Source organism: Micromonospora haikouensis, from assembly GCF_000876225.1.
GTDB classification, from domain to species: Bacteria; Actinomycetota; Actinomycetes; order Mycobacteriales; family Micromonosporaceae; genus Micromonospora; species Micromonospora haikouensis.
The window spans coordinates 219,233-240,321 of sequence record NZ_JXSX01000002.1; the positions used below are offsets into that span (position 1 = coordinate 219,233).

Below are 21,089 nucleotides of genomic sequence, written 5' to 3' on the forward strand. Positions count from 1 at the left end.
CCGGGCCCTCGCGCGTTTCCGGCTGCGGGCGTAGCTGGCGTCGCTCGTGTTGCGGGCGTCGCCGGGGTTCCGGGCGTCGCTGGCGTTGCGCGTGTTGCGGGCCTCGCTGGCGTTGCGCCATGTCGGCGACATGGCGGGGTCCAGGGGCCTGGGATGGCACGTTGTCGCCGACATGGCAGCGCAACCCCCGGCCCCGCCGCGCCCCGGCTCAGGCCCAGGCACAGGCCCGTTCGGGGCCAGGCTGCCGGGTTGGGGCGGGTCATCGCCGCCAGCCTCGGGACACCAGGGCGGCGCGCACCTCGCGGACCACCGCCGGGAAATCCCGGTGGAGGCGGCGGCTGGTCACGTGCAGCACGACCCAGCCCGCCCCGACGAGGTGGTTGAGCCGCTGGCGGTCGCGGTGCAGCTGCTCGGCGTCGGCGTGCCAGTGCCCGTCGTACTCGACGGCGACCCGGAAGGCCGGCCAGGCCAGGTCTGGGTGCAGGACCAGGCCCGACGCCAGCCGAACCGGGTGCTGGGTCACCGGGCGGGGCAGGCCGGCGAGCACCAGCCGCAACCGCAGCTGTGACTCCGGTGGCGACTGCGCGCCGCCGTCGGCGAGCCCGAACACCCAGCGGGCGCGCCGCCCGCCCGGCCGGTCGGCGTTGTGCTCGGTGACCGCCGTCAGGTCATCCCAGGTGACCAGCCCTCGGCCGAGCAGGCTGTCGACGATCGGCACCGCTTCGAACGGCTCCAGCCACACGGCCGTCTCCCATGCGGCCTGGGCCGGCTGCGTCCACCGCAGGGACCCGACACCGGCGGCGGTCCCGTCGATGATGCCCAGCCCGGCGGCGGTCCTCTCGACGGCTCCCTGGCCGGCGGTGGCGGGACCGGAGGCCGGGTCGGCGGCGGCTCCCGCCGCACCCGTCCGGCTGCCGGCTGGGTGGTCGTCGAGCGTCCGGTCGCCACCCGCCCGGCCGTCGAGTGTCCGGCCGTCGCCCGCCCGGGTGGCCGGGCCGCCACCCACTGGCAAGAGCGCCGGAGCAGCGCCGAGAGTGTGCACCCGGATGCCGGGCTGTGAGTCGATCCGGGCCGACCGGGGGACGAGCACATGCACGTCGTCGGTGAACGAGGCGGCGTGTTCGACGCCGAGCAGGTAGGCCGCCGACGGGCCGGCGAGCACCGCCTCGGGCGGCAACCGCAGCACGGCGGCGCGGCAGGCCAGGCCGTGGTCTCGGTGGAGTCGGGCGTCGGCGTACACGTCCTGACGCAGGCGCAGCCAGGACGCGCCGCGGAGCTGGTGCCGGCTGAGCAGCCCGAGCCGGACGGCCTCCGAGCCGCGGAAGACCTGCCGGGCCAGGGCAGCGGGGCGGGAAGGTTGTGGGGGCATGTCGACCAGCGTCACCGCCCCGGTACGCCCAGCGACACCCCTGTGGACAACCGGCCACCTCGCCGGCTCCCCACCCTGTGGATAACCGCCCGACCCGCCCTCGAATGTGCTAGCGGGGACGCGATGTCGGCAAGGTGGGGGTATCCGGCGGCGGGGATACCGCCATGTCGCCGACATGCCGGGCCCACCAGCCCAGCCGGCCCGCCCCACATGCCGGGCCCAGCCAGACCGGCCCAGCCTGACCAGGGCGGGCCGGGTCGGGCGGGCCGGATCGGGCCTGCGTCAGGGGGCCAGCGCCGCGCTGATCGCCGCCGCTGCCGCGAGCACCTGCTCGCCGACCGACTCCGGGTCCAGCGGGGCCAGCGCCACCACGCCGACGCTCGCCTCCAGCCCCGGCACGCCGAGCACCGGCGCGGCCACGCCGTACGCCCCGGGCTGCAACTCGCCGCTGGTGCTCACCGGGCCGGCGGATCCCGTGCGGGCGGCGAGGATGGCCCGCCCGGCCGCCCCCCGCTCCAGTGGATGCCGCGTCCCGGTCCGGTACGCCACGTGCAGCGACGTCCAGCTCGGCTCCACCACCGCCAGGGCGACCCCCTCGCCGCCCTCGACGACGGTCAGGTGCGCGGTCGCGCCGGCCTGCTCGGCGAGCCGCCGCAGGGCGGGCAGCGCCCCCTCGGCGAGCAGCGGCTGGGCCCTCCTGGCCAGGTGCAGCACGCCTGCGCCGAGCCGCAGCCGGCCGTCGCCGTCGCGGCGCACCATGCCGTGCCCGCTGAGCGCCCCGACCAGCCGGTAGACGGCCGCCCGGCCGATGCCGAGCCGGTTGGCCGCCTCGGTGACGGTCAGCCCGCCCGGTGCGTCGGCGACCAGGTGCAGCAGCCGCAGCCCCCGATCCAGCGTCTGAGCTGTCTCACCACCGCGCTCACCACCGCGCTCACCACCGCGCGTGCCGTCGTCGGTCCGGGTCGTCGTGCGCTCCTGCCGCGCCGCCTCATCCACGAGGGGCAGCGTACGACCCGGCACGGGACGAACCGGGAACGCGGGGCGGCGGACGACCCGGCGCGGGGCGAACCGGCAACGCGCGGACGGCTACCCTGGAGCCGTGACGCTACGCCTGTATGACACCGCCACCCGATCGGTGCGGGACTTCGTCCCGCGGGAAGCCGGCAAGGTGGGGGTCTACCTGTGTGGTCTCACGCTCCAGGGTCCCCCGCACATCGGCCACCTCCGCTCCGGCGTCAACTACGACGTGCTGCGCCGCTGGCTGCTGGCCCGGGGGTTCGAGGTGCGGTTCATCCGCAACCTGACCGACATCGACGACAAGATCCTGGTGAAGGCCTGCGAGCAGGACCGGCCGTTCTGGTCGATCGCGTACGCCAACGAGCGGGCCCTGACCGCCGCCTACCGGTCACTGAACGTGTTGCCACCGACGTACGAGCCGCGGGCCACCGGGCACATCCCCGAGATGCACGAGCTGATCGCGAAGCTGATCGACACCGGGCACGCCTACCCGGCCACCGACGGCTCCGGCGACGTCTACTTCGACGTGGCGTCCTGGCCGGCGTACGGCGCGCTGTCCGGGCAGTCGCCCGACGCGATGCAGGCCGCCGACGACGCCCCGGAGCGGGGCAAGCGCGATCCGCGCGACTTCGCCCTGTGGAAGGGCGCGAAGCCCGACGAGCCGGCCGACGCCTACTGGCCGTCGCCGTGGGGGCGGGGGCGGCCCGGCTGGCACATCGAGTGCTCGGCGATGTGCTGGCGCTACCTCGGCGAAGAGTTCGACATCCACGGCGGCGGGCTCGACCTGACCTTCCCGCACCACGAGAACGAGATCGCCCAGTCGCAGGCGGCCGGCCTGCCGTTCGCCCGTTACTGGGTGCACCACGGGCTGCTCGGCATCGGCGGGGCGAAGATGGGCAAGTCGCTCGGCAACGCCCTCGACCTGGCGTACGTCGCCTCGCTCGGGGTGCGCCCGATCGAGCTGCGCTACTACTACGCGGCGGCGCACTACCGGTCGCACATCGACTACACCGAGGATTCGCTGCGCGAGTGGGCCAGCGGCTTCCGGCGGATCGAGGGGTTCGTCCAGCGGGCCGCCGAGCGGGTCGGCCCCGGCGGGCTCGGCGAGCTGCCGGCCGGCTTCGTCGCCGCCCTGGACGACGACCTGAACACCTCGGCCGCGCTCGCGGTCCTCCAGGAGGTGCTCCGGGAGGGCAACACCGCCCTGGCCGCCGGCGACGATGTGACCGTCCGCACGGCGCTCGGCTCCGCGCGGGCGATGCTGGATATCCTCGGGATCGACCCCCTCGACGAGGCCTGGACCGGCGGCGGCCGCGTGGACGACCTGCGCGGCGTGGTCGACTCACTGGTCGCGCTGGCCCTGGAGCAGCGCGCGCAGGCCCGCAGCCGCAAGGACTGGGCGGCCGCGGACGCAGTCCGCGACCAGCTCAAGCTGGCCGGCGTGGTGGTCGAGGACACCCCCCAGGGCCCCCGTTGGACTATTGGAGAGCAGGACTGATGGCCGGCAACTCGCAGCGCCGTGGCCGGCGACTGACGTCGAAGGCAGGTGCCCCCAAGGGCTCCGGTGGCAAGAACAAGGACGCCCTCGCGGGCCGGGGCAAGACCCTGCCCGCCGACGAGCGCCCCTGGCACAAGGCCTACTCGGGCACCGAGAAGCTGCCCCAGCGCACCGCCTGGAAGCAGGACAAGGAGCGCCGGGCGGCGGCCGAGGAGGGGCGCACCCCGAAGGTCGGCAAGCCGGGCACCAAGGACACCACCTGGGGCAGGGGCGGCGGCCGGGGGGTGCCGACCCTGCGGGGCGGCGCCGGCGGCCGGGGCGGCAAGCCGGCCGCCCGCAGCGGGCCCCGGGTCGCGCCGGGCCGCAAGTCCAACCCGGCGAAGGACAGCCCGGAGCTGCTGGTCGGGCGCAACCCGGTGCTGGAGTCGCTGCGCGCCCAGGTGCCGGCCACCGCGCTCTACACGGCCCACGGCATCGAGATCGACGACCGGGTCACCGAGATCGTCCGCACCGCCGCCGACCGGGGCATCGCAATCCTGGAGATCAGCCGGGCCGAGCTGGACCGGATGACCGGCGGGGTGCTGCACCAGGGCATCGGCCTCCAGGTGCCGCCGTTCGCGTACGAGCCGTTCGAGGATTTGGTGGCGGCCGCGCTGGAGCAGACGGCCCCGCTGCTGGTGGCCCTCGACGGGGTCACCGACCCGCGCAACCTCGGCGCGGTGATCCGGTCCGCCGCGGCGTTCGGCGCGCAGGGCGTGTTCGTGCCGGAGCGGCGGGCCGCCGGGATCACCGCGACCGCCTGGCGCACCAGCGCGGGCGCGGCGGCGCGGGTGCCCGTCGCCCAGGTCACCAACCTGACCCGGTCGCTGAAGGCGTGCCAGGACGCCGGGTTCATGGTCGTCGGCCTGGACGCCGACGGCGACACCGACCTGTACGACCTGGAGGCCGCCGTCGGCCCGCTGGTCGTGGTCGTCGGCTCCGAGGGGCGCGGGCTGTCCCGGCTGGTCGGCGAGACCTGCGACCTGACGGTGAGCATCCCGATGGTCTCCGAGGTGGAGTCGCTCAACGCCAGTGTCGCCGCCGCGGTCACCCTCGCCGAGGTGGCCCGCCGCCGGGCCGCGGAGTCCTGACCCACCGCACCCGACCGACGCGCCGGGCCGTCCCCGCACCAGGGGGGCGGCCCGGCGTGCGTCCGGCTCCGGCAGGCGTACGCGAAGGGGGCGGCCCGCCACCCGGCGGACCGCCCCTTCCCGTGCTGCTGCGTCAGATCCGCTTGCCGGTGGCGGCGTTGAAGACGTGGGTACGCCCGGCGCGCGGCTTGACGAACACGGTGTCACCCATGTTCGGCATGGTGCGCCGGTCGGTGCGGACCACGAAGCGCTCGTTGTGGCCCTCCAGCGCGGCGTGGCCGTAGACGTTCGCGTCGGAGCCCAGGTCCTCGACCAGCTCGACCACGACGGGCATGCCGCCCTCGGTGGGGCTGACCAGGTCGCAGTCCTCCGGGCGGAACCCGACGGTGACCTTGTTGTTGCCGCCCTCGGCGCGGGCCGCCTCGGCCTGCTCGCGGGTCAGCGGGATGTTCATCTCGGCGAACGCCGCGCCCTGCTCGCTGAACGGGACGGTCTTGATGTTCATGGCGGGGGAGCCCATGAAGCCCGCGACGAAGACGTTGGCCGGGGTGTCGTAGAGCGCCCGGGGGGTGTCCACCTGCTGGAGGACGCCGTCGAGCATGACCGCCACCCGGTGACCCATGGTCATGGCCTCGACCTGGTCGTGGGTGACGTAGACGGTGGTGATGCCGAGCTTCGCCTGCAGCGACGCGATCTGGGTACGGGTCTGCACCCGGAGCTTGGCGTCGAGGTTCGACAGCGGCTCGTCCATGAGGAAGACCTGCGGCTCGCGGACGATCGCCCGGCCCATCGCGACCCGCTGGCGCTGACCGCCGGAGAGGGCCTTCGGCTTGCGGCTGAGGTACTCCTCCAGCTGGAGCAGCCCGGCCGCCTCCTTCACCCGCCGGTCGATCTCGTCCTTGGGGGTCTTGCGCAGCTTGAGCGCGAATGCCATGTTCTCGTACACCGACATGTGCGGGTAGAGGGCGTAGTTCTGGAAGACCATCGCGATGTCGCGGGCCTTCGGCGGCAGGTGGGTGACGTCGCGGTCGTCGATGTAGATCGCGCCGTCGTCGACGTCCTCCAGGCCGGCGAGCATGCGCAGGCTGGTGGACTTGCCGCAACCGGAGGGGCCGACCAGGACCAGGAACTCGCCGTCCCCGATCTGGAGGTCGAGCTGGTTCACTGCGGGACGCTCGGTGCCCGCGTAGATGCGGGACGCCTTCGCGTAGGTGACCGTAGCCATGCTGGAGCGCTTCCTTTCACCGGCAGGAACGTGCCGGACGATCCGAGTGAAGGAGCGACCGGCGTCGTGTGACGCCGGCCATCGGGCGACACGCCGGGCAGCCGGGGCCACCGGAAGTGTCATCCGTGTCACTGCACGGTAAACGCCTTTTCGTATCCTGCCAAGACATGAAGCATCGGGTGGGACGGACGGCATACGCATTCCGGTCAGTCGGGCACAGCCGGGCATCAATCTCCGCGCGGTTTCGCCGGGCCGGCGACGAACGGTCGCCTCCCGGTTCGGAAAGATTGCGTTTTCCGTGCTCGGAGGGGCTGCCGAGGGGGATGTTCGCAGCTCTGTCGCTTATGCTGACCACGCACGATGCGCCCCTGTAGCTCAGCTGGCCAGAGCACTCGCCTTGTAAGCGAGATGTCGCCGGTTCGATCCCGGCCGGGGGCTCCAGTCCCACAAGGCGGTTCCGGCGTCCTGCCGGGCCGTCCCGGTGGCGTGACAGCAACGGCGACCGTAGCGCGACGGGGGTGGGATGAGCCGCGCCGTGGAGGAGTCCAACCGGGCGATGCTGCGCGCCCGCGACGCCATGGACCGGTCGTACGCCCAGCCGTTGGACATCCCCGCCCTGGCGCGGATCGCGCACGTCTCGCCGGCGCACTTCATCCGCACCTTCCGGGCCACCTTCGGCGAGACCCCGCACCGCTACCTGCAACGTCGTCGGGTCGAGCGGGCCATGTACCTGCTGACCCAGACCGACCGGGACGTCACCGACGTCTGCTTCGCGGTGGGGTTCGCCAGCCTCGGGACGTTCAGCCGGACGTTCCACCGGATCGTCGGCGAGCCGCCGACGGCGTACCGGCGGGGCCGGGCACCGGCGGACGTGCCCGCCTGCTTCGCCAAGGCCTGGACGCGACCCAGCAGTTTTGGATAAGCAGCAGGTCAGGGCGGTCGCATAGCGTTCCGGGCATGACGATGAACGCGATCAGCCGCTCCCAGATCTACGTGCTCGACCAGGACGAGGCGCTCGACTTCTACGTGGGCAAGCTCGGCATGGAGGTCAACACCGACGCCGATCTCGGCTTCATGCGTTGGCTGACGGTGAACCTGCCGGGCGACCCGGAGCGGGAGATCCTGCTGGAGAAGCCGGGGCCGCCGGCCCTCGACCCGGCGACGGCCGAGCAGGTGCGGGAGCTGCTCACCAAGGGCGCGCTGGGCGGCTACCTCTTCATGACCACCGACGACGCGCAGAAGACGTACGAGGACCTGGTCGGCAAGGGCGTGGAGATCACCGACGAGCCGACCGAGCGCCCGTACGGCATCGACTTCGGCATCCGGGACCCGTTCGGCAACAAGATCCGTATCGGGCAGATGTTCCCGCGCGGCTGAGCCCGTTCCCGTGTCGGCCGGGCCGGCGGGCGGCGGGCGCGCGGGTTAGCATCGCGCCTCCCGACCGGTGAGGTGACGATGGCGAGCCGCCTGCTCTTCCTGGCCCGGCACGGCGAGCAGGACCGGCCCGCCGACGGGCAGGACGGGCCCGACGGCGCTTCGGGCGACCCGCCGGAGGTCGGCCTCTCCGCCCGGGGCCGGCGGCAGGCGGAGTTGCTCGGCGAGCGGCTGCGCGAGGTGCCGTTCGCCGCCGTCCACCACGGGCCGCTGCCCCGGGCCGCGCAGACCGCCGGGCTGGTCGCCCGGTCGCTGCCCGGTGTCCCGGTGTACGCCACCGAACTGGCCGGCGACCACCTGCCGCACGACACCGACCCGGCGGGCCTGCCCCCGGCGTACGCGAGGCTCCTGGCCGCCTACTCGCCGGCCGAGCGGGTCGACGGGCCGCGGCTGACGGCGGCGGCCGTGGCCCGGTTCGCCGCCGTGCCGGCCGACGGCGACGACCGGGTCCTGGTGGTCACCCACACCTTCCTGATCGCCTGGCTGGTGCGGCACGCGCTGGACGCGCCGCCGGGGCGCTGGCTCGGGCTGGGCCACCACAACGCCGGCCTGACCGTGATCCGTTACCACTCGGTCGGCCCGGCGACCCTGGTCGCGGTCAACGACGTGTCCCACCTGCCGCCGGACCTGCGGGCCACCGGCCTCCCGGCGGCCTACCGCTTCTGATCCCCCGGCGGGGCGTCGTCGCCGGCGATGACCTCCACCCCGGGTCAGCGGGCGGCCGTGAGCACGAACTCGGCCAGCGCCGCCGCGGCCGGCGGCGGCGTGCCCGCGACCGGGCAGTCGGTCCAGTCGACCGTGGCGCCGCCGACGCTGACCTGGTATTCGAAGGCGTCGCCGCAGCGGCCGTCGGAGTCGTCCGTGCCGCCCTCGGCGATCCGGGGGGCGGCGGCGAGCTGCCGCAGCCGGTCGAGGTCGGCCCCGGTGAACCGGCCGGTCCGCCGTGCGCCGGCCCGGTCGACGGCCGTCCACCGGCCGTCCGGCTCGACGGTGACGGTGTCGTCCAGCCCGCCGTAGCCGCCGGAGCGCCGCACGACCACGCGGTCGGCGGCCACCGGGGCGGCGGTGCCGGTGGTCGCCGGGCCTCCGGTGGACCCCGCCGGGCCGGTGGTCGGCGCGTCCGGGGCGGGCGTCGGGCCGGTGACGCCGGAGGGGGCCGACGTGGGGGTGCCCGGGTCGCCGGCGGAGCATCCGACCGACGCCAGCGACGCGGTGACGGCGGCGGCGACGAGGACGGCGCGGAGGAGAGTCGATCTCATATTGGTGGGACGTGTCCGGACTCGACCCGGTTCCGTCACCTGCCGTTACTCATCCGTTCGGCCAGTGTTGGGGTCGGAAAGCGTTCCCACCCTTCCCCTCCCGTTCATGTGTCTCTATATCTACATGCGTGACTACCCCCGTCACATCTTCTTGCCAGGAGGGCACGTGAAGAAAACCCTCGCCGCTGCGAGCGCAGCGCTGCTGACCGGCGGCCTGCTCGCCTGCGTCACCACCACGGCGCAAGCGGCACCCCCCGCCGCCCCCACCCCGGACGCCGCCGCCGCGGCCCGTGCCGACTCGGTCCTGCGCGCCAACCCCGGTGCCGTGCAGGGGACCGGCGCGGAGGCCTACCAGGTCGTCCGCACCAAGGTGGACGGCAGCGGTGCCTCACACACCCGCTACACCCGCACCTACCACGGCCTGCGCGTCTACGGCGGTGACTTCGTCATCCACGCCACCGCGAACGGCCAGTACGCCGGGGCCTCCGTGGGCCTCGCCGCCCCGCTGACCCTCGGCACCAGCCCGAAGGTCACCTCCGCCAAGGCCAAGGCCGCCGCGCGCAAGGAGTTCTCCGGCTCGCTCACCGCCGTGGGCACCCCGGAGCTCTTCGTCGACGCCAGCTCCGGCAAGGGCCGCCTGGCCTGGGAGACCGTCGTCACCGGCTGGAAGGCCGACAAGCAGACCCCGTCGAAGCTGCACGTGATCACCGACGCCGTCACCGGCGCGCTCATCGGCTCGTACGACGAGATCGAGTCGGTCGCCGGCAGCGGAACCGGCATCTACACCGGCGCGGTCGCCATCGACACCACGCTCTCCGGCAGCACCTACCAGATGATCGACCCGGTGCGCGGCAACGGCACCACCTGCGACATGAACAACGGCACGTCGACCTGCACCACCTTCACCGACGCCGACAACGTCTGGGGCACCGGCGCCAACAGCAACCGGCAGTCGGCCGCCGTGGACGCCCACTTCGGGGCCGCCAAGACGTTCGACTACTTCAAGAACGTGCACGGCCGCAACGGCATCTTCGGCAACGGCGCGGGTGTGCCGAGCCGGGTGCACTACGGCAACAACTACGTCAACGCCTTCTGGGACGGCTCCCGGATGACCTACGGCGACGGGTCCAGCAACTCCCGTCCGCTGGTCTCCCTCGACGTGGCCGGCCACGAGATGAGCCACGGCGTCACCGAGGCCGTCGCCGGCCTGGTCTACTCCGGCGAGTCCGGCGGCCTGAACGAGGCCACCAGCGACATCTTCGGCAACATGGTGGAGTTCTACGCCGCCGCGCCGAGCGACCCGGGCGACTACCAGGTCGGTGAGAAGATCAACATCAACGGCAACGGCACGCCGCTGCGCTACATGTACAACCCGTCGCTGGACGGCTCGTCCGACTCGTGCTGGTCGACCAGCACCAAGAACAAGGACGTGCACTACTCCTCCGGCGTCGGCAACCACTTCTACTTCAACCTCGCCGAGGGCACCGGCGCGACCGCGTACGGCACCTCGCCCGTCTGCGGCTCCGCCCCGGCGGTCACCGGCATCGGCCGGGCCAAGGCCGAGAAGATCTGGTTCCGCGCGCTCGACGTGTACTTCACCTCCAACACGTCGTACGTCAACACCAGCAACCCGGCGAACACCGCGCGGGCGTACAGCCTGAGGGCGGCCACCGACCTGTACGGCAGCTGCTCCACCGAGTACAAGGCCGTCCAGGCGGCGTGGACCGCGGTGAACGTGGCCGGCAGCGACGCGCCCTGCTCGTCGACCGGTAACGACTTCTCCGTCACGCTCTCGCCGACCTCCGGCTCGGTCACCGCCGGCGGCTCCGCCAGCACCAGCGTGGCCACCGCCACCACCAGCGGCACCGCGCAGACCGTCGCGCTCTCCGCGTCCGGCCTGCCCTCCGGCGCGACCGCGTCGTTCAGCCCGGCCTCGGTGACCTCGGGCGCGTCGTCCACCCTCACCATCGCCACCAGCGCCAGCACCCCGGCGGGCACCTACACCGTCACGGTGACCGGCACCGGCACCTCGATCAACCACACGGCCACCTACACGCTGACCGTGAGCAGCGTCGGCGGCGGCTGCACCGGCGCGGGCCAGAAGCTCGGCAACGCCGGCTTCGAGTCCGGCAACACGGTGTGGACGGCCTCCTCCGGCGTCATCGCCCAGCACGGCACCAGCCAGCCGGCCCGCACCGGCACCTACAGCGCCTGGCTCAACGGGCGCGCCACCAGCAACACCGAGACGCTGTCCCAGTCGGTGAGCCTGCCGGCGGGCTGCAGCTCGTACAACTTCAGCTTCTGGCTGCACATCGACTCGGCCGAGAGCACCACGAGCACCCAGTACGACAAGCTCTCCGTGCAGGTGCTCAACTCGTCCGGGACGGTGCTGGCGACCCTGGCCACGTACTCGAACCTGAACAAGGCCACCGGGTACTCGCTGAAGTCGTTCTCGCTGGCGGCGTACGCCGGCCAGACCGTCACCCTGAAGTTCACCGGCACCGAGGACTTCTCGCTCCAGACGTCCTTCGTCGTCGACGACACCGCGGTCGACGTCGCCTGACGTAGCCGTACCTCTCCCGGCCCGGCGGCCACCCCACTCGGGTGGCCGCCGGGCCCACGTCGTTATCGTCGAGGGGTGGTGGCGGTGCCGGACGCGGAGCTGACCGTCGGGACGACCGGCCCGGTGGCCACGATCGTGATCTCCAATCCGGGGCGGCGCAACGCGATGACCCGGGCGATGTGGCGGCGGCTGCCGGTGCTGCTGGACCGGTTGGAGGCCGACGAGCGGATCCGCGCGCTGGTGCTCACCGGCGCGGCCGGCACGTTCTGCGCCGGCGCCGACCTCGGTGACCTCGACGAGCTGCTCGACGCCGGTGACGCCAGCATCGCCGTCGCCGCCGAGGAGCGGCTCGCCGCCTTCGCCCGGCCGACCGTCGCCGCGATCGAGGGTGCCTGCGTCGGGGGCGGCTGCCAGCTCGCGGTGGCCTGCGACCTGCGGCTCGCCGCCGCCGACGCCCGGTTCGGGGTGCCGCCGGCCCGGCTCGGCCTGGTCTATCCCGCGCCCACCACCCGGCGGCTGGCCCGGCTGGTCGGCCCGTCGGCCGCGAAGCACCTGCTCTTCACCGCCGAGCTGATCGACGCCGAGCGGGCCCTGCGGATCGGCCTGGTCGACGAGGTGCTGCCGCCGGACGGGCTCGCCGCCCGGGTGGCGGCGCTCACCGCCACGATCGCCGAGCGCTCCCGGCTCACCGTCGCCGCCGCGAAGGAGATCGTCGACGACCGGGCCGACGCGGAACGGATCGCCTGGTGGCACGGGCAGGTCCGGGACAGCGGGGAGGCCCGGGAGGGGGTGGCGGCCGCCAACGGGCGCCGGGCGCCCCGGTTCGGCTGGGCCCCGCCCGCCGCCGACGGACCGTCCACACCGGAACGCCCGGCACCCGGGCCCTGACCTGCCCGATCGGGTTTTCTCGATGATCGGTTGGTGTGACGGGGCCCATACTGGCACGCTGTGCCGGTGCAGATCGATCAATTCCTCAACGGCCGGTACCGCCTGGGAGATCGCATCGGCAAGGGCGGCACGGCGGTGGTCCACCGGGCGTACGACGAGCTGTTGGAACGCGAGGTGGCGGTCAAGGTCCTGCTCGGTTCGGACCGGGCCGCCCGCCGACGCATCCGCGCCGAGGCGAAGGCCGCCGCCCGGCTCTCGCACCCGAACGTCACCAACGTGTACGACTACGGCGAGGCGCTGACCCACACCGGAGAGCCCGCGCCGTACGTCGTGATGGAGCTGCTGCGTGGTCCCACCCTGGCCCGGCGGCTCGACGACGGACCGCTGCCGGCGGTGGAGGGGCTGCGGATCTGCGCGGAGGTCGCCGCCGCGCTCGCCGCGGCGCACGCGCGGGGTCTGGTGCACCGCGACGTCAAGCCGGCCAACGTCGTGCTCACGCCGTCCGGGGCGAAGGTGGTCGACTTCGGCACGGCTGCCGCCGTCGGCCAGCCGGAGATCGACTTCGACGGCAAGCTGCTGGGCACCCCCTCGTACCTGGCACCGGAGCGGCTCGACGCCGGGGAGGTGGTGCCCGCCTCCGACGTCTACGCGCTCGGGCTGCTCGTCCACCTTGTGCTCACCGACGAGCTGCCCTGGGAGACCGACACCCCCACCCAGATGCTGCGGGCCCACGTCTACGTCGAGCCGAGGCCCCTGCCGCCGGTCGACGGCGTTCCCGCCGAGGTGGCCGAGCTGTGCCGGCGCTGCCTCGCCAAGGACCCGGCCGCCCGGCCGTCCGCCGAGGAGGCGGCGGCGCGGCTGGCGGCGGTGGTCACCCGGATGCGGGCCGCCGAGGCGGCCCGGCCCGAGCCGACCGCTGCCGCCGCCGGTGACGGCCCGGCCGGCGGCGGTGCCGACCGGTCCGGCGGTGCCGGTCGGTCCGGTGCCGCGGGCGGGGGCGGGGCGGAGGCCGGCTCCGGCGAAGCGCCGCGCGGGCCGGCACCGCGCCCCGCGCCCCGTCGGGATCCGGCCCGGCGGCGGTACCGGGCCCTGCTCGTGGTCGCCGCCGCGCTGGTCATCGCCGTGGCGACCGCCGGCTCACTCGCCGACTCGTCCCGCCCGCACCGGTCCGGCGCGGCCGGTCCGACCGGGTCGCCGGTGCCCTCCGCCGACGAGGTCGTCGCCCCCGTCGGCGAGGTCCGGCCCACCGGCGACGTCGGCGTCCCCGCCGGGGACGACGGCTCGCCGCGCCCCGGCGACCCCGCCCGCAGCCCCGCCCCGGGCGGCGGGGCCCCGGGCCCGTCGGCCCCCGGGGGGTCGGGCAGGTCGCCGTCGGCGGCCCCGTCCCCCTCCACCTCCGCGTCGTCGTCCGCCCCGGACTCCGGCGAGGACCCGGCCGAGCCGGCCCCCGCCGAGCCGCCGACGGTCGCGGTGCGCGCGAGCGGCGGCATCGTCCGGGTCTCCTGCACGGGCCAGAGTGCGGCGGTGACGTCGACCGTGCCGGCGGACGGCTACCAGGTCGAGGAGTACGTGCCGGGCCCCACCCGGGAGGTCCGCGTCGTGCTCGGCTCCGCCGCCCACGCCAGCGACGTCCGGGCGAGCTGCGCCAACGGCAAGGTGGTGCCGAGGGTACGCGAGACCGAGCGCTGACCCGGCCCGCGGTGTCACGGCCTGAGGTTGCCCGGCCGGGGCCGGCGGGTGCCGCGCCGGGGCGTACCCCCGACGCGGCCCCCCGTTCCCGCCGGCCGGCCGGTCACCGCCCCGCCAGCGACGCCCAGCTCGGTACGGCCGGCTCGTGCCGCAGCGGCATGCCCGCCTCGGCCGGTGTCCGGTCGCCCTTGCGCTGGTTGCACGCGTAGCAGGCGGCGGTGGTGTTGCGCCAGGTGTTGCGGCCGCCGCGCGAGCGGGGCAGGACGTGGTCGACGGTGCTGGCCGGCCCGCCGCAGTAGGCGCAGCACCGGTCGTCGCGGCGCAGCACACCCGCCCGGGACCAGGCCGGGCCGGCGCTGAACCGCCAGCGGGTCACCACGTACCGGACGAGGCGGACCACCCGGGGGACCGGGAAGATCCCGATCACCCGGTCCGGCTCGGCCTCGTGGATCTCGGCGACCCGGCGGCAGAGCATCCGGATCGCGTGCTGGACGGTGACCCGGTGCAGCGGGCCGAGGTCGGCGTTGATGACGAGGACGGCGTCCACCGGGTCTCCTTCCAGGGGCGACGGTGGGTCGGGCCGGACAGCGAAGAGCCGCCCGGGTCCGGCGGGGACGGGCGGCTCGACGCATGCGGAGGCGCGTCAGCCGGGCCACCCTTCCCGGGGCGGGGAGAATCGGCAACCGTCGACGGGCAGCGCCGACGACACGCCTCTGACGTGCGACAACGACATGACCGTCTCCCGGTTGGCTGGTTGACCTTGCGCGATCACGGTAGGTCGGCGGGGGTGAGGCCGGCAACGTATTTCGATCCTCCGGGGACCTGGTCCGGGTGGCGTGGCCGTCGGGTCCGGGCGGCGGCCCGCGCGTCGGCCAGCGGCCCGTCGACCCGGCCGGCCATCCGCACGGTCAGCTCCCCCTCCAGCAGCGGCCGGTTGACCTCCCCGGCGACGGCGAGGGTCGGCCCGGACACCGTCCGCCAGATCGCGGTCAGGCCGGCGCCGAGCCCGACCAGGGCGACGGCCGCGCGGGTGGTGGGGGAGCCGGCCGCCGCGGCGGCGCTCACCCCGACCACCGCGAACAGCACCACCAGCAGGGGTACGAGCACGGGCCAGAAGATCCCCCGGGCCGCCTGCACGACCAGCTTCCGGTCCCGGATGATCACGTTCCGGGCGACGACCGCGTAGTCCTCCTCGTCGAGCAGGTCGCGTGGGTGCAGCCCCCCGGTCAGCACGTTGCGCCACCGGTCGCCCTGGTTGCGCAGCTCGCGGGCCAACTCGTCGAGGCCGGCCTCGGCCGGGTCGCCTACCAGGGCTCGGGTGACCGCGTCGGCCCACGCCCGCAGCGACCGGCGCACGACGGCGGCCGAGTACGGCGGCAGCACGCTGGCCAGCTCGTCGAGCCACCGGCTGATCTCGTGCTGCCGGCCGGCGAAGCGCCACGGCACCTGCTCGGCCTCGCCGTGCCGGACGGTGTCGGCCAGCGACCGGCCGAGGCGGTACGCCAGCCCGACCCGGGGGTTGGCGGCCATGGCCCAGCGCAGCACGTCCACGTTGAGGTCGTCCAGGGCGAGCAGCAGCGCCGCCGTCTCCTCTCCCACCGGGGCCGGTGTCGTCTCGGCCGGCAGGGCCGCTGTCGCCTCCGCCGCCGTCGTGTCGGTCGGCGTGGCCGCCCGGGTGGCGGCGGTGGACGGCGCGGTGGCACCGGTGCCGGTCAGCTCGGCGATCTGGGCCAGCGCGACGTCGATCCCGTCGAGGTGCATCCGCAGCCGCCGCCGGCCGGACATCTCGGTGAGGTTGGTCAGCTTCGCCGGCGGCCCGCCCGGACGCCGCTGCGGCGCCGACAGGTCGGCCGTCTGCGCGTGGTGGTACGCGTCGGCCATCCACCAGCCCAGCCGCAGGGCCGTCACGACGCAGCCCCGCTCGTCCCGGAGCCGCCCGGCCGCGTCGTCGCCCCGGCGACCGAACGGGTCGACGCCCGACCCGCCGTACGCGTCGCCGGCCCGGCCGCCGTAGGCGTCGCCGGGCGGCGGCCCGTCGGCCGCGTCGCCAGCGGCCGGTTCGCGTCCCGCGCCCCGCTGGTGCACCGTCGACACCCGTCGACACCCCCCGTCCGACCTCCCGGGTGGGCCCTGCCGGCCACCCGGGCACCCCTTCGAGCATATGCACCAATAGTTTGCTTTGTGGTCAATTGGGGTGCGGGGTCGGGACCTTCGGCGGTGCCGGAGGGGCCCTTCCGCACCACCCTCGGGATCGCCGGCGATCGATGCTGAAGGTGACCGAAGAAGCCGCGACCGCCGAGGTGTGACAGATGAAGGCCGAACCGAGGACCGCCCCGTCGACCGAGCTCGACGCCATGGTCGACGCCCTCGTCTCCGACGGGCTCAAGGCCCTGGCCGAGTACGACCGGTTCACCCAGGAGGAGATCGACCGGATCGTCCGCAAGGCGTCCGTGGCCGCCCTGGACCGGCACGCCGAACTCGCCCAGCTCGCCGTGACGGAGACCGGCCGGGGGGTCTTCGAGGACAAGGCCGTGAAGAACATCTTCGCCTGCGAGCACGTCACCCACAGCATGGCGCGGGTGCGGACCGTCGGGATCATCAGCCGCGACGAGATCGACGGCATCGTGGAGATCGCCGACCCGGTCGGCGTCGTCGCGGGCATCACCCCGGTCACCAACCCCACCTCGACCACCATCTTCAAGGCCCTGCTGGCGCTGAAGACCCGCAACCCGATCGTCTTCGCGTTCCACCCGTCGGCGCAGCGGTGCAGCGTGGAGGCGGCCCGCACGGTCCGCGACGCGGCCGTCGCGGCGGGCGCGCCCGAGCACTGCGTCCAGTGGATCGAGCAGCCGTCGGTCGAGGCGACCACCGCGCTCATGCACCACCCCGGCATCGCCACCATCCTCGCCACCGGCGGCAACGCGATGGTCCGCGCCGCGTACTCGGCGGGCAAGCCGGCGCTCGGCGTCGGTGCGGGCAACGTGCCCGCGTACGTCGAGGCCAGCGCGAAGCTCAAGCGCGCCGTCAACGACATCGTGCTGTCCAAGGCGTTCGACAACGGCATGATCTGCGCCTCGGAGCAGGCGGTGATCCTCGACGAGGCCGTCGCCGACGCCGCGCTCGACGAGTTCCGGGCCCTGCACGCGTACGTGGCGTCGGCGCAGGACAAGGCGAAGCTGGAGGCGCTGCTGTTCCCCGCCGGCCGGCTCAACCCGGACGTCGTCGGGCGGTCGGCGGAGTGGATCGCCGAGCGGGCCGGCATCACCGTTCCGCCGCGTACCTCGATCATCCTGGCGGAGGTCGACCGCGTCGGCCCCGACGAGCCGCTGACCCGGGAGAAGCTCTGCCCGGTCCTCGCGGTGCTGCGCGCCCCGACCCGCGAGCAGGGCCTGCGGTATGCCAAGGAGATGGTCGAGTTCCACGGCCTCGGCCACAGCGCGGTGATCCACACCGAGGACGAGGCGCTGGTCGAGGAGTTCGGGCAGCGGGTCAAGGCCGTCCGGATCATCTGGAACTCGCCGGCCTCCCAGGGCGGCATCGGCGACATGTACAACGCCTTCCTGCCGTCGCTGACCCTCGGCTGCGGCAGCTACGGCCGCAACTCGGTGTCGAACAACGTCTCGGCGGTCAATCTGGTCAACATCAAGCGGATCGGCCGGCGGACCAACAACATGCAGTGGTTCAAGGTCCCGTCGAAGATCTACTTCGAGCCGAACGCGCTGCGGTACCTCGCCGAGATGCCCGACGTGCACCGGGTCACCGTCGTCACCGACGCCACCATGACCCGCCTCGGCTTCGTCGACCGGGTCAACCGGATCCTCCAGCGCCGCCCCGGCCACATCGCGCTCCAGATCATCGACGACGTCGAGCCCGAGCCCAGCGTGGAGACCGTCGACCGGGGCGCCGCCCTGATGCGCTCCTTCCAGCCGGACACGATCATCGCCCTCGGCGGCGGCTCGGCGATGGACGCCGCCAAGGTGATGTGGCTGCGCTACGAGCACCCCGAGGTGGTCTTCGACGACCTGCGGGAGAAGTTCTTCGACATCCGCAAGCGCGCCTTCGCCTTCCCCACCCTCGGCGAGAAGGCCCGGCTGGTCTGCGTGCCGACCACCTCGGGCACCGGGGCGGAGGTGACCCCGTTCGCGGTCATCACCGACCGCCGCACCGGCAAGAAGTACCCCCTCGCGGACTACGCGCTCACCCCGACCGTGGCGATCGTCGACCCGGTGCTGACCGCCAGCATGCCGCGCGCCATCGCCGCCGACAGCGGCTTCGACGCGCTCACCCACGCCATCGAGGCGTACGTGTCGGTCTACGCCAACGACTTCACCGACGGCCTGGCCCTGCACGCGATCCGGCTGGTCTTCGCCAACCTGGAGCGCTCGGTGACCGGCGGCGACGCGGGCCCCGCCGCGACCGGCGACGCCGCCGAGGCGCGGGAGCGGATGCACAACGCCGGCACCATCGCCGGGATGGCGTTCGGCAGCGCGTTCCTCGGCATCGTGCACGCCATGTCGCACACCCTCGGAGCGACCTTCCACATCGCCCACGGGCGCACCAACGCGGTGCTGCTGCCGCACGTCATCCGCTACAACGGCACCGTCCCGTCGAAGCTCTCCGGCTGGCCCAAGTACGAGAGCTACCGCGCGCCGGAGCGGTTCGCCGAGATCGCCCGGACGCTGGGCCTGCCGGCGGCCACCCCGGCCGAGGGCGTCGAGTCGCTGGCGGCGGCCGTGGAGCGGCTGCGCGACGCGGTCGGCATCGAGCCGTCGTTCGCCGCGATCGGGGTGGACGAGGCGGCGTTCGAGGCGGCCCTGCCGCAGCAGGCGCTCAACGCGTACGAGGACCAGTGCGCGCCGGCCAACCCCAGGATGCCGATGCTCGACGACATGCAGCAGCTCATGCGGGCGGCGTACCACGGCACGCGCTGGACCGCCTGACGCAACGGGGTGCCCTTCCCTACCGGCCGGCGAGGAGGCCGCGGGGGCGGATCGAGCGGACCGGTTCGGCCGCCCCGCCCTCGGCACGCAGGATGTGGTTCGCGGCGACGATCCCCGTCGCCGCGGACCGCTCCATCAGGGCGCTCGGGAAGTCGGTGCGGATGCCGTCGCCGGCCAGGTACAGCCCCTCGGCGTCGGTGCGTACCCCCGGCCGCCGGGCGTGACTGCCCGGGGTGAACGCGGGGGCCTGCGCCTCGACCCGGGCCCGCAGCTCACGCACCCGCAGCCGGGCCGCCTCCGGCCACAGCGCCGCCAGCTCGGCGCGCATCCGCTCGGCCAGCTCCTCGGCCGGCACGCCCGGCTCGCAGGCGTACGCGTGCAGCTCCAGCACCGAGCCGCCGGTGCGCTCCGCCCAGCGGCGCGACTCGTTCTCCAGCCGGTGGTAGAGCGTCACCGAGTCCAGGGTGGGCTGGCGGGACACCCCGCTGAACACCGCCCGCCCGGCGTCGACGTCCCCGTCGCACCAGTAGCGGGCCACCGCGTACGGCGGGCCGGGGGTGCCGAACGCGGGCATCGCCGCCACCAGCTCCGGTGCGGCCCCGGTCAGCACCGGCGAGGCGGCGACGAGGGCGGCCAGGGCCGGCGGGTCGACGGCGAGCACCACGTGCCCGGCCGGGTACGCCGTGCCGTCGGCGGCGCTCACCCGCCAGCCGTCGGGGGTGCGGTCCAGCCGGGTCGCGGCGAAGCCGGTGCGTACCTGCCCGCCGTGGCGCTCGACGTGCCGGGCCAGCGGCTGCCAGATGGCGCTGCCGTAGTCCTCGTCGGGGCAGTCGAACGCCAGCCCCTCCGGGTTGCCGAGCAGATAGAAGTGGAACTGGGCGATCATCTCGGCCGCCGACATCTCCGCCTCGTGGTTGAAGAACGAGTGGGAGAAGACCTCGAACAGCATCGCCCGGGCCCGGTCGGGCAGCCGCAGCGAGTTCAGCAGCTCGTCGGCGGTCCTGTCGTCGAACTCGGCGTACGTGCGCACCGGGTCGTAGGTGAGCAGCGGCAGCGCCGCGTCCCGGTCCATCGCCCGCAGGTCGGCCAGGCGCAGGCTGGGGCTGCGCAGCAGCAGGGCGAGCAGGTTGGCCGGCGGTGCCGGCGGCAGCCGCCCGAACTCCTCCGTCGGCCAGTCGGCGCTCAGGATCGGATAGCCCGGGATCGGCTTGAGGAACCGCAGCTCCGGGTCGACCCGGCGCAGGATCGACCGCCAGTTGTAGTACTGCCGGAAGAACGCGTGGAAGCCGTGCTCGTTGGCCTGGACGCCGTCGGCCAGCTCCTGCGGCCACGCGCCGAGCCGGCCGCCGAGGGTCGGGGCGGCCTCCAGCACCGTCACCCGCACCCCGCGCTCGGCGAGCACCACCGCCGCCGACATGCCGGCGATCCCGCCGCCGACGACCACGGCCTCCACCGGGCGCGGCACGCGGTGGGCGCCACCGCCGCCCGGGTCCACCACGTGCTGCCGTACGCCGATCAGCCGACCCACCACCTGAGACAGTGCCATGCGCCCAGTCTGCCCGAGGTGCGAGGAAGGGCCTGTCAGGGCGCGGGGCAGCGGCGCTCGCGGTCGGAGGCGGGCCAGACGTACTCCAGGTCGGGGTCGACGTCGCCGAAGATCGGGCGGTAGTGGTCCGGGTCCTTGCGCAGCAGCGACGAGCGGTGGCTGCGGTGCAGGTCGTCGCGGCCCAGCCACGGCGGCAGCTCACCGGCGTCGGCCAGCTCCGCCTGGGTGCGTACGGTGGTCACGCCGCAGGCGGCGGCGAGGTCGGCGACCAGCGTCGCCGCGCAGGTGTCGGCCCGCCCCGGCCCGCACCACACCGCGCAGACGTCCAGGCCGTAGCGGACCAGCGCCTCCTCGTACCCGGCCCACATCTTCACCGCCGGGTGGTTGCGCCAGCCGTACCCGGGTCGGGTCAGCCCGCGCAGCACCTGGATGGCCTCCACCCGCTGCTTGCCGAGCCGCCGGGTGTCCAGCGCCCGCGCGCTGGCCAGGAAGTCCGGGTACGGCAGGAACGTCTGCATGCCCCGCTCTACC

Annotated in this window: 17 protein-coding genes and 1 tRNA gene; 10 read left to right on the plus strand and 8 right to left on the minus strand. The window is 74.3% G+C overall.

Annotated elements, in window-relative coordinates; genetic code table 11:
* Nucleotides 1-259 precede the first annotated feature (259 nt).
* Complete coding sequence (locus TK50_RS17545) at nt 260-1,369, minus strand: hypothetical protein (RefSeq protein WP_043966429.1); 1,110 nt, start codon at nt 1,367-1,369, stop codon at nt 260-262.
* A gap of 282 nt (nt 1,370-1,651) precedes the next feature.
* Complete coding sequence (locus TK50_RS17550; protein WP_043966431.1) at nt 1,652-2,263, minus strand: IclR family transcriptional regulator; 612 nt, start codon at nt 2,261-2,263, stop codon at nt 1,652-1,654.
* 205 nt (nt 2,264-2,468) lie between these two features.
* Here TK50_RS17550 and cysS point away from each other — a divergent pair, with 205 nt between their 5' ends.
* Nucleotides 2,469-3,884 (plus strand): cysteine--tRNA ligase, encoded by a 1,416-nt coding sequence (cysS, locus tag TK50_RS17555; protein WP_043965108.1) that lies wholly within the window; start codon nt 2,469-2,471, stop codon nt 3,882-3,884.
* Nucleotides 3,884-5,014: a 23S rRNA (guanosine(2251)-2'-O)-methyltransferase RlmB gene (gene rlmB, locus TK50_RS17560; RefSeq protein ID WP_043965110.1), complete on the plus strand. Its 1,131-nt coding sequence runs from the start codon at nt 3,884-3,886 to the stop codon at nt 5,012-5,014. The genes cysS and rlmB overlap by 1 nt, the downstream gene beginning before the upstream one ends.
* Before the next feature lie 133 nt (nt 5,015-5,147).
* On the opposite strand, the gene TK50_RS17565 is transcribed toward rlmB, so the two are convergent.
* Nucleotides 5,148-6,239, minus strand: coding sequence for an ABC transporter ATP-binding protein (locus TK50_RS17565; RefSeq protein WP_043965111.1), 1,092 nt, complete (start codon nt 6,237-6,239; stop codon nt 5,148-5,150).
* 364 nt (nt 6,240-6,603) lie between these two features.
* Between TK50_RS17565 and TK50_RS17570 the strand changes: the two genes are divergently transcribed.
* From TK50_RS17570 to TK50_RS17585, 4 genes are all read left to right on the plus strand, one after another.
* A tRNA-Thr gene (locus tag TK50_RS17570) sits at nt 6,604-6,680 on the plus strand.
* Nucleotides 6,681-6,762: 82 nt separating this feature from the next.
* A complete protein-coding gene (locus tag TK50_RS17575; RefSeq protein ID WP_043965113.1) occupies nt 6,763-7,161 on the plus strand; it encodes a helix-turn-helix domain-containing protein in 399 nt (132 codons plus the stop codon).
* A gap of 35 nt (nt 7,162-7,196) precedes the next feature.
* Complete coding sequence (locus TK50_RS17580; RefSeq protein WP_043965115.1) at nt 7,197-7,616, plus strand: VOC family protein; 420 nt, start codon at nt 7,197-7,199, stop codon at nt 7,614-7,616.
* Nucleotides 7,617-7,694: 78 nt separating this feature from the next.
* The gene (locus tag TK50_RS17585) at nt 7,695-8,339 is read left to right on the plus strand and encodes a histidine phosphatase family protein (RefSeq protein ID WP_043966432.1); all 645 of its coding nucleotides are present in this window, start codon (nt 7,695-7,697) and stop codon (nt 8,337-8,339) included.
* 44 nt (nt 8,340-8,383) lie between these two features.
* Here the strand turns inward: TK50_RS17585 and TK50_RS32300 are convergent, their stop codons facing one another.
* Entirely contained in the window at nt 8,384-8,932 is a 549-nt protein-coding gene (locus TK50_RS32300) for a hypothetical protein (RefSeq protein WP_052503861.1), read from the minus strand.
* Between the two features lie 166 nt (nt 8,933-9,098).
* Between TK50_RS32300 and TK50_RS17595 the strand changes: the two genes are divergently transcribed.
* From TK50_RS17595 to TK50_RS34970, 3 genes are all read left to right on the plus strand, one after another.
* Complete coding sequence (locus TK50_RS17595) at nt 9,099-11,495, plus strand: M4 family metallopeptidase (protein ID WP_043965117.1); 2,397 nt, start codon at nt 9,099-9,101, stop codon at nt 11,493-11,495.
* Nucleotides 11,496-11,573: 78 nt separating this feature from the next.
* Nucleotides 11,574-12,383, plus strand: coding sequence for an enoyl-CoA hydratase/isomerase family protein (locus TK50_RS17600; RefSeq protein ID WP_043966436.1), 810 nt, complete (start codon nt 11,574-11,576; stop codon nt 12,381-12,383).
* A gap of 66 nt (nt 12,384-12,449) precedes the next feature.
* Nucleotides 12,450-14,072, plus strand: coding sequence for a serine/threonine-protein kinase (locus tag TK50_RS34970; RefSeq protein WP_241774048.1), 1,623 nt, complete (start codon nt 12,450-12,452; stop codon nt 14,070-14,072).
* A 103-nt stretch (nt 14,073-14,175) separates the two neighbouring features.
* Here TK50_RS34970 and TK50_RS17610 read toward each other — a convergent pair whose 3' ends face one another.
* The gene (locus TK50_RS17610) at nt 14,176-14,619 is read right to left on the minus strand and encodes an HNH endonuclease (protein WP_043965119.1); all 444 of its coding nucleotides are present in this window, start codon (nt 14,617-14,619) and stop codon (nt 14,176-14,178) included.
* A 221-nt stretch (nt 14,620-14,840) separates the two neighbouring features.
* Nucleotides 14,841-16,166, minus strand: coding sequence for a hypothetical protein (locus TK50_RS17615; RefSeq protein WP_241774049.1), 1,326 nt, complete (start codon nt 16,164-16,166; stop codon nt 14,841-14,843).
* Nucleotides 16,167-16,381: 215 nt separating this feature from the next.
* Between TK50_RS17615 and adhE the strand changes: the two genes are divergently transcribed.
* A complete protein-coding gene (adhE, locus tag TK50_RS17620) occupies nt 16,382-19,012 on the plus strand; it encodes a bifunctional acetaldehyde-CoA/alcohol dehydrogenase (protein WP_043965123.1) in 2,631 nt (876 codons plus the stop codon).
* A 19-nt stretch (nt 19,013-19,031) separates the two neighbouring features.
* Here adhE and TK50_RS17625 read toward each other — a convergent pair whose 3' ends face one another.
* Nucleotides 19,032-20,558: an FAD-dependent oxidoreductase gene (locus TK50_RS17625; protein WP_043965125.1), complete on the minus strand. Its 1,527-nt coding sequence runs from the start codon at nt 20,556-20,558 to the stop codon at nt 19,032-19,034.
* Nucleotides 20,559-20,593: 35 nt separating this feature from the next.
* The gene (locus TK50_RS17630; RefSeq protein WP_043965127.1) at nt 20,594-21,076 is read right to left on the minus strand and encodes an MSMEG_6728 family protein; all 483 of its coding nucleotides are present in this window, start codon (nt 21,074-21,076) and stop codon (nt 20,594-20,596) included.
* Between the last annotated feature and the right edge of the window lie 13 nt (nt 21,077-21,089).

Excerpts from the sequence above, each read along its gene's own strand:
- rlmB (WP_043965110.1), top strand. The coding sequence starts at position 3,884 with ATGGCCGGCAACTCGCAGCGCCGTGGCCGGCGACTGACGTCGAAGGCA.
- adhE (WP_043965123.1), top strand. The coding sequence starts at position 16,382 with ATGAAGGCCGAACCGAGGACCGCCCCGTCGACCGAGCTCGACGCCATG.
- TK50_RS17580 (WP_043965115.1), top strand. The coding sequence starts at position 7,197 with ATGACGATGAACGCGATCAGCCGCTCCCAGATCTACGTGCTCGACCAG.
- TK50_RS17625 (WP_043965125.1), bottom strand. The coding sequence starts at position 20,558 with ATGGCACTGTCTCAGGTGGTGGGTCGGCTGATCGGCGTACGGCAGCAC.
- TK50_RS32300 (WP_052503861.1), bottom strand. The coding sequence starts at position 8,932 with ATGAGATCGACTCTCCTCCGCGCCGTCCTCGTCGCCGCCGCCGTCACC.
- TK50_RS17545 (WP_043966429.1), bottom strand. The coding sequence starts at position 1,369 with ATGCCCCCACAACCTTCCCGCCCCGCTGCCCTGGCCCGGCAGGTCTTC.
- TK50_RS17630 (WP_043965127.1), bottom strand. The coding sequence starts at position 21,076 with ATGCAGACGTTCCTGCCGTACCCGGACTTCCTGGCCAGCGCGCGGGCG.
- TK50_RS17585 (WP_043966432.1), top strand. The coding sequence starts at position 7,695 with ATGGCGAGCCGCCTGCTCTTCCTGGCCCGGCACGGCGAGCAGGACCGG.
- TK50_RS17575 (WP_043965113.1), top strand. The coding sequence starts at position 6,763 with ATGAGCCGCGCCGTGGAGGAGTCCAACCGGGCGATGCTGCGCGCCCGC.
- TK50_RS17565 (WP_043965111.1), bottom strand. The coding sequence starts at position 6,239 with ATGGCTACGGTCACCTACGCGAAGGCGTCCCGCATCTACGCGGGCACC.